This window comes from Caballeronia sp. ATUFL_M2_KS44 (assembly GCF_023630965.1).
In the GTDB taxonomy this organism is placed as follows: domain Bacteria; phylum Pseudomonadota; class Gammaproteobacteria; order Burkholderiales; family Burkholderiaceae; genus Caballeronia; species Caballeronia concitans.
The window spans coordinates 1,159,994-1,174,351 of record NZ_JALQEA010000006.1 but is presented as its reverse complement, the minus strand read 5'-3'; the positions used below and the strand labels follow the sequence as shown (position 1 = coordinate 1,174,351).

Sequence of the window (14,358 nt, the reverse complement as noted above, 5' to 3'; positions counted from 1 at the left end):
TCAGGCCTGATCTTCCGCGTAGATACCGGCGCTGATCACCTTCGAGCCGACGCGCATGCGACCGTAGACGATCGGCACGCAGTCGCCTTGAGCGGCGCTGTTGACCGGGCCATTGAAGTAATAGGACGTGCCGTTGTCGCCGCTCGTGCTCGCGAGACCGGTCGTCTGCGGGCTCAGCATCTGCATGACGCCGCCGAGCGCCATCGACGCGCCGAAACCGATCAGCGTCGGGTTCTCGAACACAACACCGACTACGGCAATAGCCGCGCCGAGGATCGTCTGGAAGATCCCACCTTGCTTGCTGCCGATCAAGATCGGCGCGATGCGAATCTCCTCATCGCCGACCGGGTGCCGAAGCTCGTCCTCTGCGAGATTGCGTCGGCCGTTGAAGACCGCGAACGTCAACCCGCTGTCCTTCGCGTTCAGCATGAAGCTGCGGAAGCCTGGCAGCAGCACACCGAGCGCACGCACCGCCTCGGCGGTCGACGCGACGGCGAGACGATGAACCCGCCCGAAGCGCGTGCCGAGCACGCCATACAGCCGGATCGTCCGAAGTTTGTCGTTCACGCTGCGCCTCCCTTGTATCGAAGCACCGCGCGCAGCGCATGCGCCCACATGCCGCCCCAGACCGTGCGGCCCGACAGGCGACCGTACATGTGGTGCAGCATCTGGTTGTTGCCGAGATAGATCCCGGCGTGATTCGGCACCTTCGCGCGGATCTGCATCAGCAGAACGTCGCCCGGCTGCAGATCTGCGTCTTGCCCGACGTCGACGAAGCCCGCCGCCGCGAAGTTGTCCATGTAGAGACTCGACTTGCCGTCTTCCCACCACTTCTCCGCGCGCTCGAAGTCCGGCAGTTCGATGCCGCGCTCGAGCCGATACCAGTCGCGCACGATGGCGTAGCAATCGAGCGTTCCGTGCGCCCATTCACGACCAACGAGCGGCGCGATATAGCCGCTTGGCCCGAACTCGCACCAGTCTTCGGCGCCAACGGATCCGTCGCCCTGCACGCCGACGGAGATGATCACCCACTTGTCCACGCCGCTCTTTTCCGCGATCGCCTTATCGGCCATGCTCGGACGCGCGGGCGCGCCGGGATGCGAATGCACGACGGCGACGATCGGCCCCATGTCTTCGGCGAGTGCGTAATCTTCGGGCGACATCACGAAATGCTCTTCCGGCGCGCCCGCGACGTTGCGGCACGGCACGTAACGCTCCGCACCGTCGTGCAAGACGACGAGTCCGCAGCACTCGCGCGGGTATTCCGCGAGCGCGTGATCCGCGATCGCTTTCTTCGTCTCTTCGTTCATTAGGAAAGGGTGTCGCTGAGAAAGCCGCCGAAACTGAGCGGCTCGTTGACGCCGAAGCGGCATTCGCAGCCGCTGATTCGTTTGCTGCACCGGTCAAGCGCGGGATCGCTCACAGGCTGGTCGTTCGCGTCGAAATAGGCGGTGCCCGTGTAGCCGCAATTCGCGTCGCGGTATTGCCACTGGCAGATCGTGACGATCTGGCGCGCGGGAAGTTGCTGGCCGCCGAAGTCGAGTGCGCTCGACAGCGTGAACTCGACTTGAACGTTCGTCTCGCTGCTCTTCTGCTCGATGTACCAGATCTCGGTCGCCATCTCTTCGGACGGATCAGCCGTCGGATTCCCCCCCGGAAAGTTGACCGCATCGAGATACTTGCTCAGCGTGCGTCGACGACGCACCTTCGCCCCCACCATGTCGGCGAGGAAAACACACAGCGCAGTAATCGAGCCGTCGACGTTCCCGACGGTCAACTTCGGCTCCGGCTGCTGCGCATCAGATGTGTGTTCGAAGCCCGTCGCTTGAATCGGCCATGGCTTGTATTCGTTGCCCTGCCAGAAGATCGACGTGGTTTGCAGATGACCTTGGAAGCGAAGCAAGTCACCACCGATCGCCGTGCAGTCGACTTCGAACAACTCGACGAGCCGACCGGGCTCGAGTTGTTGAATGTCAGCGGTGATCGTCATGCCGCGACCTTCGCTTCAAGGATCGCGATGCGCTTCAAGGCATCCTGAAGCGCGGACCCAAGCAGCGGGACGAGCTTCGAATAATCGACTTGCTGCGGCACGATGGCGCCATCTTCCGAGACAGCATCCTTCTTACCTGTGACCGCATGTGGCACGACGGCTTGCAGCTCATGCGCTATCACGTAGTGCACCCTTTCTCCGGGTGCATCCTTAAATTCCCCTTCGTAAAACGTGATGCGCAGAACCGCTTCTGTAGCCCCGACCAGCGGCGCATACCTTGCCTTCAGGCGGTAATCCGACGTTGTGTTGTAGGAGACCGACGTGCCGGCCGGCGTGCTAATGCTGCCGATGCTAGACCCGTTCACGAAGAACTGAATCAGATCCGCGCTCCACGTTCCCGCAGCCGATCCGTTCTTCGAGACAAACAGTCCGGCGGCTGTTTTTCTCTGCACATATAGCCCGTGGTCTGAACCGATCCCGACGCCGTCGGCGCTCGCCGTGCCCGCATATAGGCCTGCAATATTCGCCGCGCCGAAAGCGATATTTCCATCGGCCGTGAGGCGGATGCCCGACAGACTGTTTGACCACGGCGCAATGCTCAGATTGCCGCTGCCGGTGGCGTTAAGCGACGGAATAATGGCCGTGTCGCCTGCTGAGACGATCGGATTGAAAGCGGCGGCAGAAGCGTTAGGAATAATCGACAGACGCGGAGTGGCAGCTCCGCCACTGGAAAACGTGGCCGCCGGGATGATTCCAGCGCTGCCCTGGTTGTTACTGACGAACAAGGGCGTCGTCGCATCGGATGATGCCGCCGTTCCGATCAAGGCCGTGCTCGACGTCACCCTGCCGGTGATGGTCTCGTTGTCGGAATTCGTTCGACCGCGCAATAGACACGACCAGGCATGAACCCCATCGGTATCGAGCAGCGCCGACTCGCCTGGATTGAGTCGCGAAAGAGACAGCGTGTCGCCTGAACCAGCGGTAATGGCCAACGTAACGAGCGTTCCACCGACGTTTCGCAGGTGAATCACTTGGTCGACGGCGCACGTCGAGGCGGCTGGTAGATTGATCGTTCCGGTCGTTGCCAGGTTGATATTCACCCGCTTGCCGACGTGCGCATTCGTTAGCGCTTGCGCGCTGGTAATCGTCGCAGCGTTGCTGACTAACGCGATCTGCGTGCTCAAAACATCGACGTTCGCATTCGCCTTCGTGTTTGCGCCGCGCGCGGTATCACCGTCAACCGCCGTCGGCGGAGTGCCGAGGTTGACTTTCTGAAGAGTAGCCATCGAGTTTTATGGTGCGAAGGTTTGATCGAACGTCGCGGTGATCGTGTAGACGTCACCGTCACGCGTCGGCTCGGAAAATGATTCGCAAGTGAACAGCGCGGGCGCAGACCAAAGCAGCGGCGTCCAATAGAAAGCGCTCGCGCCGGCGTGCGCGCGAAGGAACGCGAGGATCGCGCTGATCTTCGCGACATCGCCGACGAACTGCAGGCTGAAGCTGGACGCCGCGCTGTTTAGGCCGTCGGCGACGCGCTGGGCGTAGCCGTCGCCGAATTGCGCCTTCCGGACCTTCATCGTCGTGCTGCCGGACGAGTTCGAGACCGTCGGCGACCAGGTGAACGTGTCTGCCATTACGCCACCCCGTTTTGCATGCGCCACAGCGCACCGCCCTGGCGGCGCTCGTTGTTGATGACGCCTCTAACCATCTTTTCGAGTTTCTTTTGCAGATCGGCGGCACCGTTTGCGTTTGCGGTCGCGTCCGGGCCGCCCTGCACCGTCACCGGAGCGGACACATTGATGTCGCCGCCGCCCGCCCGCGAGGAATTTGCCGCAGACCCGACATAACCGCCGCTCGCAAAGCGCGCCATGCTGTGCACGTGCCGACCTTCGTTCGCCGCATCGAGCGCCGGCACGCCGATACGTTGCACGGCAGCCGCCTTGAGCACGTATTCCCCATCCGACAGCCATGCCGGGATCGAATCGGACGTCGACGTGCCCGGCCCCGAGACAGCACCGCCGCCTGCAAGGTGGAAACCGTAGGTGTTGCTCCCCACGCCAGCCGTCGACGATTCGAGACCTGTCGTGAAGCCATAGGTGTTGACCCCCGACGTGGTGCTCGGCGCGAAATACGAGCTGACTGCGCTAGCGGCGAAATTAAACAAGCCTGAGATGGCCGCACGCGCCTGCATGCGCGCGATGTCGGCGATGACGCTCGTTGCGAGACTTTTGAAATCGAGCTTGCCCGTTGTGACGAAGCTAGCGAACGCGTCTTCCATTCCTCGGAATGCGTCCTGAAACGTTGAAGCCGTCGATGCGGCGACGTTCGCTGCGTCATCCGCATAATCCGCCAGCGCGCGCCGCGCGCCGGTCGTCCAATCTGCGTTAGCCGCGCGAATATCGGCCGACGATTTCTGCGCGATCGCAACGGACTTCGCGTAATAGTCCTGCGTGGCGGCCAGCTCATCGTTGAACTGCTGATCGTCGATGCGTTTTTCGGTTTGCTGCTTGGTGAGATCGGCGACTTTGCGGTCATAGTCCTGGCGGATCGCGAGCAACCGGTCAAAGTCCGCGCGATCGTTGCCGCCCATGCTCAGACCAGCAACTTGTGAATCAGCCGCCGCTTGCTGCGTCGCGAGTTGCTGCTGCAAAGCGTCCGTGTACACCTGGACCGCGCGCTGACGTTGCTTCGCCAGCTTTTCCGAATCGTCGGTGAACTGCTGATCATTCGCCGTGATCTTGTCCTGCGTGGCCTTCACCTCGCCGGCATATTTCTCGATCGCCGATTTCTGCTTCTTGCCCTGCGCGATTTCGACCTGCTGCTGCTCGATCTTGAGTTCATCCTGCAGCGCCTTCGCGCGGGCATCGTGCATCTGCTGGAGCGCATCTTCTTGCGTGATGACACCCTGATCCTGAAGGCTCTTGATGTGTTCGATCGACGCCTTCAGCTTCGTCTCGATGTCCTTCTGCTGCTGGTCGAGCGCGGCCAGCTGCGCATTGATGGCGTTTTGCGCCGCCGCAGCCGCCGCGCTGGCCGCCGACTTCGAGCCGTTGCGGCTCTGATATTGCTTTTCGATCTCCGCGAGATTGTTGGCGTGGCGCTTCTCGGCCGCGATGTAATCCGACGCGGTTTTGTCGAGATCCTTCGTCGCCGCGGCAAAATCCGCGTTCTCTTTCTTCAGCGCGAGATTGCGCTGATCAAGCGGCGTAGCGTACTGCGTGCTGTTCAGATATTTGTTGACCGCTACCGCAGCATCGCCGCCGACCGCGCGCTTCGCCTTTGCGTCTGCGTCTTGCTTTTCTTGATCGGCGATTTTCTGGAGCGCTGCGAGTTGCTCTTTCGCTGCGATCAAACCCTTCTGCGCCGCCTGTGCGCCGAAGCTGTTCGGGAACGCGGCCATGCGCGCGACGTTCGCCTGCGCGTCTGCAACCTTCTGTGTCGCATCGGCCAGCTTTTCTGCGTTCGACGCTGCAGCACCTAGTTGGCTGATGTGATTGATGGTGTCGATCACGTCAGCCTTCAGCAACTGCCACGCCTTTTGGACGACGCCGATGTTCTCTTGCGCGTGATTCTTGAACTGCTCGTGCGCCTCATCCATGCCCTGCAGGATGGCTTTGTAGGCGGACGCGCTATCACCCGTCTTGATGTAGTTCTCAATGACGTCGACCTGCGCCGCCGAGAACGTGTGATATTGGCTCTGCAGATCCTCAAGCGCCTTCTGCGGATCCTTCGCGAACTTGATCAGTTCCTCGGCCGCCTTGTCCGCTGCGATGCCGGTATCTTCAGCAAATTCGGCCGTGACTTTCGTTGCGAGCGCGAGTTGATCCGCCGCGATCTGCCCGCTCGACACCAACGCCGTCATCGCGGCCTGCACGGTCGTGATCTGCGAGCCGGTTCCGGCGATGCTCCGCGACATCGCACTCAATTCATCGCTGGTCAGACCGAGATAGCCATTGGTAATCTGCGACGCGTGTGCGAGCGCGCTCATCGAGGTCGCACCCTTCGCGACCTCATAGATGAAACCGCCGATCGCCGCCGCGACCGCACCGATGCCGATCCCCAGCGGGCTCATCGCCAACGAAAGAGCGTCAGTCCGCTCAGCGAGCACCAGCAGCGAGCCGCCGAAGTTGTTCCACGAGCCTGTCGCCGCCTCGTGCGCCAGCACTGCGAGCTCGCGGCGCGCCGAAACAGAGTTCAAGCTGAATTCATGGACCGCCTTGCCGGCGCTGGCCGATGCATCGGACGCCGCCTTGATCTGCGAGATATAGCCGGCCGCGGCATCCGAGACGCCCATCTGTGCGGCCTTCAGTTCAAGCAGTTGCGCGCGTGTCTTTCCGGCGGTGGCCGCCTCCTGCGCCAACGAGTCGATGAATCGCTTCGTGGCGTTCATCATGCGCGTGTTGACGTTCACGCCGTTGTCGCGCGCTTCGTCGATTGCTTGCTGGGCGACCTTCTGACGCTTGGCGGCGTCTTCTACCGTTGCGGTATAGGCGTTCCAGCTCGCGCGCGCCTTTTGCAGCCCCGATGCGACACCGTCCGCACCGACGCTGACCTCATACCGCGTTTCATTAGCCAAGTTTCGCCTCCGCAACTTTCTTGTCGAGTGCTTCGATCACTGCATAGTCCTGCGCCATCTTTGTTGCGGCGATCGCGGGTCGGAAGAACGGCTGCGCCGCCATCTTCGACGTCCCATACTCGACGAACCGCAGGTAGAAGGCATCCGCCGCCCACGTGACCACATACGTCGCCTGCCGGCCCGTTACCGACTTCTCCGGCAGATAAGCGGCGAGGAGCGAATCACGACCGAAGCCGATGGGAAACTTCTTCGCGCCCTGATGCCGCTCGATCCATCCGACCGGCACCCGCCGCTTCGCCTCTTCGAGCACAACGCTCGCGGCCGCTGCGCCCGCTGTCCGAATAGCGGACTCCCCGAGTGCATCGCCCATGCGGCGAAGCAACTCCGGGAATCCATCGGGATTCGAGATCTCAAGCAGCTTTGGCATTTCGGGAACGTCCGAAGATTGATGCACGCATCAGATTTGACTGTGCGACCGGGTCATCGAGGAGAATCGGCGCCGGCTCTTCCGGCTTCGTGAATCCACCGATCCACGGAATGACATCCGACGGACCGAGGGGCTCGGGCCGCTTCTTCGTGTTGCGATTCACGTTGTAGGTCGCCGCGGCAATGACGCCGGCCCGAAGGTCTTCCATCTGCGTACCGAACGGCTCGACCTGGTAATAGGCGAGCCATTCGGTGAATTCCGCGCTGTCGACTTCCGCCTGACAGCGCGCGACCGACATGCTTAGCTCGCGGGCGAGTCGGAACCAGAAGAGCCGCTCGGGGCGGCTTCGGAGTTTTTTTCCGCGTCCTCCGTTGCCTTCGGGCCGAGCTTGTTCAGGCGCATGGCGACCAGTGCGATACGCGAGACGACGTCCGAGTTGCGTTGTTGCAGGAGGGGAATGTCGTCTTCCGTGAAGAGCGGCTGATCGTCGTCGCCGACGACAGTTGCCACCAGAAGCGTTCCCTCGAAGAAGCTCACCGCACGCGGCGATTCGCTGATGGTCTTCTGGTACGCGTCGCGCGCGAGACCGCTCATCACGGTCACCTTCACCTGACCGCCCCACTCGGGAACGTCAACGACCTCGCTCTTGAGGTCGTTCGTCGCAAAAATCTGGCTGCGATTGAGCATGGCTTAGGCCCCCGCCGGAACGTCGGTCACGGCTCCCGAGATCGTGAGCGCGACGGTCGACGTGATCACCGCATCGGTGCCGCCGGCGATCGGGAACGACTTCACGAAGCCGTCGAACGTCGACCCCGTGCCGTCGGGATACTCGAGCTTGAACGATTCGAGCGTCGATGCCTTCTGCGCGGCTTTCAGCGCCATCTGACCCGGATCGGCCATATCGACGTTGACGTCGATCGAGAACGAGCCGTTGTCGATGAGACCGAGGCGCTTTTCCTTCGCGGTGGAATCGAGGTCCGTGACATCGATTTCGCTCGCGCTGCCGTCGAAGCCGCTGTACGACTTGACGTTCTTGACCTTCGTCCAGGTCGGTTGAGCAGCGCCGTCCGCAGCGGTGTTCACATAGAACTTGCTGCCTTGGGCGCTCATTGCGGTGCTGGGCATGGAATCACTCCTTGAACCATAAAGAGAAGTCTTGCTGACTGCCGTAAAGCTTCGTGTCGTCTTCGTAGACGCTCACCGGCGCACCGATCGGCACGCCGAGCACAGGTTCGGCAGTCAGCGCAGCGCGAACCTGTTGAATGAGGGTTGCCGCTTCGCTTCGGCTGATGGACCAGACCGAAACCTGCATGCGGCTGTTCTGCAGCGTGTCGGCGCCGTCGAACGTCGTTTCGTCGGTGCCGCCGATGCTCTGATAGACGATGTACGGCTTCGTCGGGCTTGCGGGCGCGACGTCCGGATACACGCGTCCACCGGCGAGCGCCTTCAGCGCGCCGTAGGTGATGGATTCCGCGCTAGCCATTGTTCGAGCCGGTACTGCACGCCAGATCCGTGTAGTCGCGCGCGGCGACATTCGGAAGCGGCTGCAGGATGTTGAAAGTCACGCCATCGACGATCGCGCGCATCCCGTTTGTGATGTCCGTCCGATAGCGGATGCGAATGCTCGCCGTCGCGCTGCCGACATCGGCGTTCGCCTGGGCCGTTTCTTTTCCGCTGAGCATGCGCACGTTGCCCCAGACGGTGGCGACCTCAGTCCAACCGTCGACCGGCTGCCCGACATCATCGACGCCGCCGCCGTTGCGCTCGATGCGCACGCGCCGGTTGAGATCGCCCGCGCGCAGTGTCATACGCCGAGCCCGGTGCGATACGGAAACAGCAACTGCTTCGAGCCTGCCGGCAATTCCATGACGCTCGACGCCGTGCCGACGACGACATCCTCGCGATACGCGTAGAGCTTGCCGAGGATCAGCAGAATCGCCGCGCGCACCGCGTCGTTGATGACGATCGGATCGTCGCCGGCCGTGCCTGCGAGCACGGCGGCTGCCATGTCGTCGGGCGTCGCGTAGATCTTGCGGTCGAGATAGTCGGATGCAGACTGGATCGCCGCGCTGATATAGAGCGCGATGATTTCATCCTCGACGCCCGCGTCGGTGCGCAGATGCGCGAGCGCTTGAGCTGTCGTGATGATGGGCGTCGAATCGGCCATTTACTTCGCCTTACCCTTGTTTTCGGGCTCGGGCGCCTTCTTGTTGCTCGGCGCGGCGGCGGCCTTCTCGCTGACTTCGGAAACCAGCCCCACGCGCTTGAGTTCCCGCGCACGCATCTCCGAAACCTCGATGACGTCGCCGCGTTTCACATAGCCCTCTTGGCCTTCGAACGCCTTCTCCGCCTTCACTTTCATGTCAGCCTCCAGAGATTGATGGCGGAGCGCGCCGCGCGCGCCCCGCGCAACTCCGATTACGCCGCGGCGAAGGTGCCGTGCACGAACGATTCCGGACGATAGACAGCCATCGCCAGACGCTCTTCAGCGCGGATCGTCACCATGTTCTTGGTGAAGTTGTCAGCGTCTTCCGTCGACACTTCGACGGCGGCGTCTTCACGGTCGAACACCTGCGCCGCCAGGTCGAACGCGCCGACGAGGAATTCGCCTTCCGCAATCGCGGTCGTGTCGACGACCGGAAGCTTCCACATGCGCTGCTGGCCGCCGTCCTGCACGTTCACCCAAATGTATTGGCCGGTCGAATCTTTCTGCAGCTCGATGCCTTCCCAGTCGACCGGGTTCAGCACGATGCCCGTCGCGCGATACTCGGCGAGACGCACCTGCAGGATCGCGTGGCGCAGCGTATCGATACGGGTGTCACCCGTCACGCGGCGCGCGTCATCGAAGGCGGTCGCCTGCGGGATGAGGCCGAGGATGTTCTGGCCCGTGCCGTCGCCCGACAGAAGCTGTGCCTCTTCGACATACTTCAGGCCGTAGATCGCGCGGCCGTTGATGTAGCTTTGCAGCAGCGGGACGTCGGCGAGAACCTGCTTCGACGCGCGGAACCAGTGAGCGATCGTCTTTACGGTCGTGGTCTTGAGCTCGAACGAAAGATCCGACTGCGGCTTCTGCGTACCTTCGGCCACCGGCGCCGCCGAGTTGGTGAAGCCGCTTTCCTGCACGTATTCGATCGCGTTCGACGCCGTGCGGCCCGGCATGATCAGGTCGCGAACGACGAACTGGCGCAGCGCCGGACCCTGAACGCCGGCTTGGCGTTCCGGAGCGATTGCAACGCCGACGCCGCCTTGGCCGCTGGTCGCGCTCGTGATGTTCGAGACGGCCTTGATATTCAGACGGGCAGTGCCGCGACCCTTTTGCGCGATTGCCTTGAAGTCGTCCGACTCGGTCATCATCTCGCCGATCGACTTGACGACGTTTTCTTCGCCGCCGCCGCGACGCGCGAGCTTTTGCTCCAGCTCGAGGATGCGCGCATTCGCCTTAATGCCTTCTTCCGACAACTTCTCGAGCGCGGACTTCGTTTCGCCCGCGACCTTGCCGGTCTCCTTGATCTCGTTCGTGGCCTTCTCGCACCACGACTTGATTTCGGAGTCGCGCTCCTTCAGGGAGTCGAGCAGACCCTTGATTTCGAGCTTGTCGTCGGCGCCGCCGGCGTTCTTTCGTGCGAAATCGCGCGGATATTGGATTTTTTGCATGATTTTCCTTACTTAAAGGACGGGAGTTGAGGTGCCTTGTATGCGTCGAGGAGACTCGACAAGGCCGGGGTTTCGCTCTCTTCCCCGGACTCACTCCGGAGCAGGTGCTTCAAGCCGCGGTTAGCGATGACCGCTGCCTGCGATTTCGAGAAGCCTGCCTCGCGCAGGAACCGCTCGAACTCGGAAAGGGACGGGATACCGCCGTGCGCGATGACCGATTTGACGGCCTCGATGCGCGCTTCGGGGTTCGCCGGATTCGTGACGATGCTGATTTCGACGAGGTCGAGCTCGTTGAGCGTGCGCTCGCCGGTTTTCTCGTTGTAGCTCGAGTTGATGACGTAGTAGCCGATCGACAGACCGGTGATAGCCTTCGCCTTCATGCCGCGGTACGCGATCTTCGCGTTCGGGGCATCGTCGAGCCACAGTTCGCCGTCACCGAAGAGGCCGTAATCGTCCTCTTTCAGGCCCGACCAAGAACCGATCGGCGTATTCGTGTTGTGCTGCCAGAGAATCGGGAGCGCGCGGCCGCTCGACTTCAGTTCGGCGAGGCTCTTTTCGAACGCGCCGGGCGCGACGATCTCGCCATAGCTGTCGACGTTGCCGAAAACCGAGCCGTAACCGGAGAAGTGGCCCGAGTCGTCGACCGATTTGACGTTGAGATCGAATGCGCGGACCTTGTAGCCGCCCTTTCCGCTCTTGCGATTCATTTCTGCTCCTGGCTGAGCCAATTCTTGAGTGCGTCTTGCGCGGTCGCGGCGTCCGACTGCTCGCCGAGCTTGTCGATTGGCAGAAGCGCCGACTGAACCGTCAAAACGGCAGCATTTCCGCCCATCGGCGGCAGATTCTCTTTTACGCGGCACTCGTCACGGGTCATGAGGCCGTTTTGCGTCATCGTCGAGTAAAAAGAGGCGCGTCCGGCGCTGTCAGCACGCAGAAGCCCTTCGACGGCGAACTCGGCGTAGTACGTCAGCCGCTCGTCAGGGCTTAAACATCCCTTCTTGATGGTTTGTTCGATGCGAGTCAGCCACGGACGCAGCGAAAACGTCAGAAAACCGATCATTTGCTGCTCGATCCCGGTACCCCAACTGGTCGATTTCTCGCTGTGGCCGACCATGAAAGGCGGCACGCGGAACCACCGACAAATCTCCTCGACGTTGAAGGCCTTCGTTTCGAGCAGCTGCACATCGCCCGGATTCATGGTGATGGCCTGATATTTCATGCCGGCCTCGAGCACCATCGTCTTTCCGGACTGCATTGCGCCGCCGAACTGCTCCGTCAAGCTTTCCCGGATCTCGTTGCGCTTCTCTTTCTGGAGAATCTGGTCAGTCGACAGCACGCCTGAAGGGCGCAAGCCATTGCGGAAGACGCTGCTGCTGGTCTTGTTCGCGGCGGTCGCGTTGCCGAGCACCTCGCGTGCGTACGAGATCACTGACAGGCCCATGAGACCGTCGAGACTGAAGCCGCGAAAGTGCAGCACGTCGTCTTCCGAGAGCGTCGATGTAGTGCCGTCGAGGTCCTGATATGTGTACTGCAGCGCGCCGTTGCTCAGCCGCTTCACTTGCGTGCGCTGCGGAAGCATCGGCTCAAGGCCGATGATCACGCCGGCCGAGCGCAGTTTGCGCGCATAGCCGTTACCCCACAGCAGCATGCTCGCGACGATCACTTCCCAGAACTCGACGGCGGTGTTCTCCGCGTTCGGCTGGCTGTGAAGGATGTCGTAAAGCTGATGCGTCGTTGCGAGCGTGCGCGGGCCGTCCGATGCCTTCCTGTAGAGATTCATCGGCAGCGTCGCGATCGTCTCCGCGATGAGACGCACGCAAGCCCATGCCGCCGACAGTTGAAGTGCCGAATCGACGGTGACAGACTCGCCACTCGACGAATTCATGCCGCCCCATGCCGACCAAAACGAGCCGTCCGTCAGTGAAATAGGCACGCCAAGCCACTTCAGGACGCTCGCCTTGATGCGCCCCGGCGACTTTTGCTTGCTCTGCTTCATACGATAATCGGACTCGAAAGGAAATCGCCGATGGAGCCGGTTTGCCCTGCGAGCATGGCCCGGCCGATCGCCATAATCAGCGCCACAGCGCCGTCAATCTTGTTGTCGTTGCCCTGCTTGATCGGGCGTACGACGTCGTCGTTGCCCGGCAGGTTCTTCCCGACCACGTTGCTCACGCACCAGGTCATGATCGGGTTGCCGTCGTGATGGAACCGGCCCGACGTGATCGCGGCCTCCAGTTCCTTCATCGGATCGGACATGTTCGTGTAGTTCTGGATGATGGTGACTGGCGTCAGCCCCTCGTCCTCAAGCTGGTGCGCGAGGTTCGTCGCGCCGTGCGGGTCCATCGGCACGCACTGCACCGGACAACTGTGATTCGACAAGACCGCTTCGTGCTGGATGTCGCGATAGTCGATCTCCGCACCAGCCGTTTCGAACAGATGCCCCGTGTTCACCCACTTCTGGTATCGCTCCGCCATCCGCCGGTTCTCGGTGTTCTTCACCGTGTCTTCCGGCACCCAGAAGCGAGGCGCGACACTGTAGTAATGCCGCCGGCCCTCGATGTCGCGCCAAAAGAGCCGCGCCATGCTGTTCAAGTCGAGCTTCCGCGCCAAGTCGAGCGACAGAATGCAGTCCTGCCCCTCGAAGCGCTCGAGCGTGAGCGTCGCGTCCTCGCAGTTCTTCCAGTCTTCGAGGTTGAAATAGCCTGCTTTCGCCGACGTCCAGACGTTCAGATGCTTCGTTTTGAACGTGTTCGTGAAACGCGCGGACTTGATCGCGCGCTGCTGCTGGCTCTCCAGATACTCCTGATAGACCGAAATGCCGATATTCGGGTTGGCTTTCGCCAGCACGCGCGGGTCTGTCCAGTCGTCGCCTTCGTCGATGGTCCAGATCCAGCCGAAAAGCTCGTCATCGGGCACCGTGCCTTCGAGCATTTCGATCGTCTGCCGCCGCTTGTCGTAGCACGGCCCTTCGATGTTCGCTCCGGCCGTCGTGATGATGAACATGAGCGGCTGGCGACGCGCGCCCATGCCGGTCAGCATCGTTTCGTACAGCGCCGAACTGTCGTGCTCGTGATACTCGTCGACGATCGCGCACGATGGCGACGCGCCGTCGCCCGGATTGCCGATCAGCGGCTCGAAGCGGCTGCCGTCTTCCGGCTTGTTCATGTTCGAGGCATTCACCTCGATGCCCGCAGCCTCGATGAGCAGCGGCGAGCGCTTCACCATCAATCGCGCGGGCCTAAAAACTTCCCACGCCTGCTTTTCCGTCGTCGCGCCGGCATACACTTCGGCGCCGAACTCGTCGTCGAGCACGAACATGCCGATGCCGACGCCGGCCGCGATGACCGATTTGCCGTTCTTCCGCGGCACTTCCCAGTAACTCTCGCGGAATCGGCGCTTGCCCGTGCGCTTGTTTAGCCAGCCGAACGTGCACATCAGGCCGAATTTCTGCCACGGCTCGAGCGTGACGAGTTGGCGCTTGAACGCCCACTCGCCCTTCGTGTGCGGCATCAACTCGATCAGCGCCAGCTTCTTCTCTGCCGTCGCTGCGTCGAACTTCCACTTGAAATCCTTCTTCCTGCTCGCCGCGAGATCGTCGAGGTGCCGCTGACACGCGAGCACGACGAGGCGACCGGCCGGGCGCTTGCCGCGCACGACGTCGCGCGCGAACTGGAGCCCCTGCTCCACGCGCGGATACGTTGTTGCCATCGT

18 protein-coding genes are annotated in these 14,358 nt (G+C 62.0%); all 18 read right to left on the bottom strand.

Annotated elements, in window-relative coordinates:
* Window positions 1–567 (bottom strand): tail assembly protein, encoded by a 567-nt coding sequence (locus NCR39_RS05635; RefSeq protein WP_250451213.1) that lies wholly within the window; start codon window positions 565–567, stop codon window positions 1–3.
* Window positions 564–1,310 carry a C40 family peptidase gene (locus tag NCR39_RS05630; protein WP_250451212.1) on the bottom strand — a complete coding sequence of 249 codons (747 nt, stop codon included), beginning with the start codon at window positions 1,308–1,310 and terminating at the stop codon, window positions 564–566. Before NCR39_RS05630 ends, NCR39_RS05635 begins: the two co-directional genes overlap by 4 nt.
* The gene (locus NCR39_RS05625; RefSeq protein ID WP_250451211.1) at window positions 1,310–1,990 is read right to left on the bottom strand and encodes a phage minor tail protein L; all 681 of its coding nucleotides are present in this window, start codon (window positions 1,988–1,990) and stop codon (window positions 1,310–1,312) included. Before NCR39_RS05625 ends, NCR39_RS05630 begins: the two co-directional genes overlap by 1 nt.
* Window positions 1,987–3,276, bottom strand: a complete 1,290-nt coding sequence (locus NCR39_RS05620) for a tail fiber domain-containing protein (RefSeq protein WP_250451210.1) — start codon at window positions 3,274–3,276, stop codon at window positions 1,987–1,989. The genes NCR39_RS05625 and NCR39_RS05620 overlap by 4 nt, the downstream gene beginning before the upstream one ends.
* A gap of 6 nt (window positions 3,277–3,282) precedes the next feature.
* Window positions 3,283–3,624: a phage tail protein gene (locus tag NCR39_RS05615; RefSeq protein ID WP_250451209.1), complete on the bottom strand. Its 342-nt coding sequence runs from the start codon at window positions 3,622–3,624 to the stop codon at window positions 3,283–3,285.
* The gene (locus NCR39_RS05610; protein ID WP_250451208.1) at window positions 3,624–6,401 is read right to left on the bottom strand and encodes a phage tail tape measure protein; all 2,778 of its coding nucleotides are present in this window, start codon (window positions 6,399–6,401) and stop codon (window positions 3,624–3,626) included. Before NCR39_RS05610 ends, NCR39_RS05615 begins: the two co-directional genes overlap by 1 nt.
* A gap of 157 nt (window positions 6,402–6,558) precedes the next feature.
* Window positions 6,559–6,936, bottom strand: coding sequence for an HK97-gp10 family putative phage morphogenesis protein (locus NCR39_RS05605; protein WP_250451207.1), 378 nt, complete (start codon window positions 6,934–6,936; stop codon window positions 6,559–6,561).
* A 40-nt stretch (window positions 6,937–6,976) separates the two neighbouring features.
* Window positions 6,977–7,291, bottom strand: a complete 315-nt coding sequence (locus NCR39_RS05600) for a phage tail assembly protein T (protein ID WP_250451206.1) — start codon at window positions 7,289–7,291, stop codon at window positions 6,977–6,979.
* A gap of 2 nt (window positions 7,292–7,293) precedes the next feature.
* Window positions 7,294–7,680 (bottom strand): hypothetical protein, encoded by a 387-nt coding sequence (locus NCR39_RS05595; protein ID WP_250451205.1) that lies wholly within the window; start codon window positions 7,678–7,680, stop codon window positions 7,294–7,296.
* A gap of 3 nt (window positions 7,681–7,683) precedes the next feature.
* Window positions 7,684–8,118, bottom strand: coding sequence for a phage tail tube protein (locus tag NCR39_RS05590; RefSeq protein ID WP_250451204.1), 435 nt, complete (start codon window positions 8,116–8,118; stop codon window positions 7,684–7,686).
* Between the two features lie 4 nt (window positions 8,119–8,122).
* Window positions 8,123–8,476 carry a DUF3168 domain-containing protein gene (locus tag NCR39_RS05585; RefSeq protein ID WP_250451203.1) on the bottom strand — a complete coding sequence of 118 codons (354 nt, stop codon included), beginning with the start codon at window positions 8,474–8,476 and terminating at the stop codon, window positions 8,123–8,125.
* Window positions 8,469–8,801 (bottom strand): phage head closure protein, encoded by a 333-nt coding sequence (locus NCR39_RS05580; RefSeq protein ID WP_250451202.1) that lies wholly within the window; start codon window positions 8,799–8,801, stop codon window positions 8,469–8,471. Before NCR39_RS05580 ends, NCR39_RS05585 begins: the two co-directional genes overlap by 8 nt.
* Window positions 8,798–9,160 carry a head-tail connector protein gene (locus NCR39_RS05575; protein ID WP_250451201.1) on the bottom strand — a complete coding sequence of 121 codons (363 nt, stop codon included), beginning with the start codon at window positions 9,158–9,160 and terminating at the stop codon, window positions 8,798–8,800. Before NCR39_RS05575 ends, NCR39_RS05580 begins: the two co-directional genes overlap by 4 nt.
* The gene (locus NCR39_RS05570) at window positions 9,161–9,355 is read right to left on the bottom strand and encodes a hypothetical protein (protein ID WP_250451200.1); all 195 of its coding nucleotides are present in this window, start codon (window positions 9,353–9,355) and stop codon (window positions 9,161–9,163) included.
* 56 nt (window positions 9,356–9,411) lie between these two features.
* Window positions 9,412–10,647 (bottom strand): phage major capsid protein, encoded by a 1,236-nt coding sequence (locus NCR39_RS05565; RefSeq protein WP_250451198.1) that lies wholly within the window; start codon window positions 10,645–10,647, stop codon window positions 9,412–9,414.
* 8 nt (window positions 10,648–10,655) lie between these two features.
* Window positions 10,656–11,354, bottom strand: coding sequence for an HK97 family phage prohead protease (locus tag NCR39_RS05560; protein WP_250451196.1), 699 nt, complete (start codon window positions 11,352–11,354; stop codon window positions 10,656–10,658).
* A complete protein-coding gene (locus tag NCR39_RS05555; RefSeq protein WP_250451194.1) occupies window positions 11,351–12,643 on the bottom strand; it encodes a phage portal protein in 1,293 nt (430 codons plus the stop codon). Before NCR39_RS05555 ends, NCR39_RS05560 begins: the two co-directional genes overlap by 4 nt.
* Window positions 12,640–14,355 (bottom strand): terminase large subunit, encoded by a 1,716-nt coding sequence (locus NCR39_RS05550; RefSeq protein ID WP_250451192.1) that lies wholly within the window; start codon window positions 14,353–14,355, stop codon window positions 12,640–12,642. The genes NCR39_RS05555 and NCR39_RS05550 overlap by 4 nt, the downstream gene beginning before the upstream one ends.
* Window positions 14,356–14,358 lie beyond the last annotated feature (3 nt).

Coding starts and splice junctions, on each gene's coding strand:
- NCR39_RS05630 (WP_250451212.1), bottom strand. CDS start 1,310: ATGAACGAAGAGACGAAGAAAGCGATCGCGGATCACGCGCTCGCGGAA.
- NCR39_RS05625 (WP_250451211.1), bottom strand. CDS start 1,990: ATGACGATCACCGCTGACATTCAACAACTCGAGCCCGGTCGGCTCGTC.
- NCR39_RS05620 (WP_250451210.1), bottom strand. CDS start 3,276: ATGGCTACTCTTCAGAAAGTCAACCTCGGCACTCCGCCGACGGCGGTT.
- NCR39_RS05615 (WP_250451209.1), bottom strand. CDS start 3,624: ATGGCAGACACGTTCACCTGGTCGCCGACGGTCTCGAACTCGTCCGGC.
- NCR39_RS05605 (WP_250451207.1), bottom strand. CDS start 6,936: ATGGGCGATGCACTCGGGGAGTCCGCTATTCGGACAGCGGGCGCAGCG.
- NCR39_RS05600 (WP_250451206.1), bottom strand. CDS start 7,291: ATGTCGGTCGCGCGCTGTCAGGCGGAAGTCGACAGCGCGGAATTCACC.
- NCR39_RS05595 (WP_250451205.1), bottom strand. CDS start 7,680: ATGCTCAATCGCAGCCAGATTTTTGCGACGAACGACCTCAAGAGCGAG.
- NCR39_RS05590 (WP_250451204.1), bottom strand. CDS start 8,118: ATGCCCAGCACCGCAATGAGCGCCCAAGGCAGCAAGTTCTATGTGAAC.
- NCR39_RS05585 (WP_250451203.1), bottom strand. CDS start 8,476: ATGGCTAGCGCGGAATCCATCACCTACGGCGCGCTGAAGGCGCTCGCC.
- NCR39_RS05580 (WP_250451202.1), bottom strand. CDS start 8,801: ATGACACTGCGCGCGGGCGATCTCAACCGGCGCGTGCGCATCGAGCGC.
- NCR39_RS05575 (WP_250451201.1), bottom strand. CDS start 9,160: ATGGCCGATTCGACGCCCATCATCACGACAGCTCAAGCGCTCGCGCAT.
- NCR39_RS05570 (WP_250451200.1), bottom strand. CDS start 9,355: ATGAAAGTGAAGGCGGAGAAGGCGTTCGAAGGCCAAGAGGGCTATGTG.
- NCR39_RS05565 (WP_250451198.1), bottom strand. CDS start 10,647: ATGCAAAAAATCCAATATCCGCGCGATTTCGCACGAAAGAACGCCGGC.
- NCR39_RS05560 (WP_250451196.1), bottom strand. CDS start 11,354: ATGAATCGCAAGAGCGGAAAGGGCGGCTACAAGGTCCGCGCATTCGAT.
- NCR39_RS05555 (WP_250451194.1), bottom strand. CDS start 12,643: ATGAAGCAGAGCAAGCAAAAGTCGCCGGGGCGCATCAAGGCGAGCGTC.
- NCR39_RS05550 (WP_250451192.1), bottom strand. CDS start 14,355: ATGGCAACAACGTATCCGCGCGTGGAGCAGGGGCTCCAGTTCGCGCGC.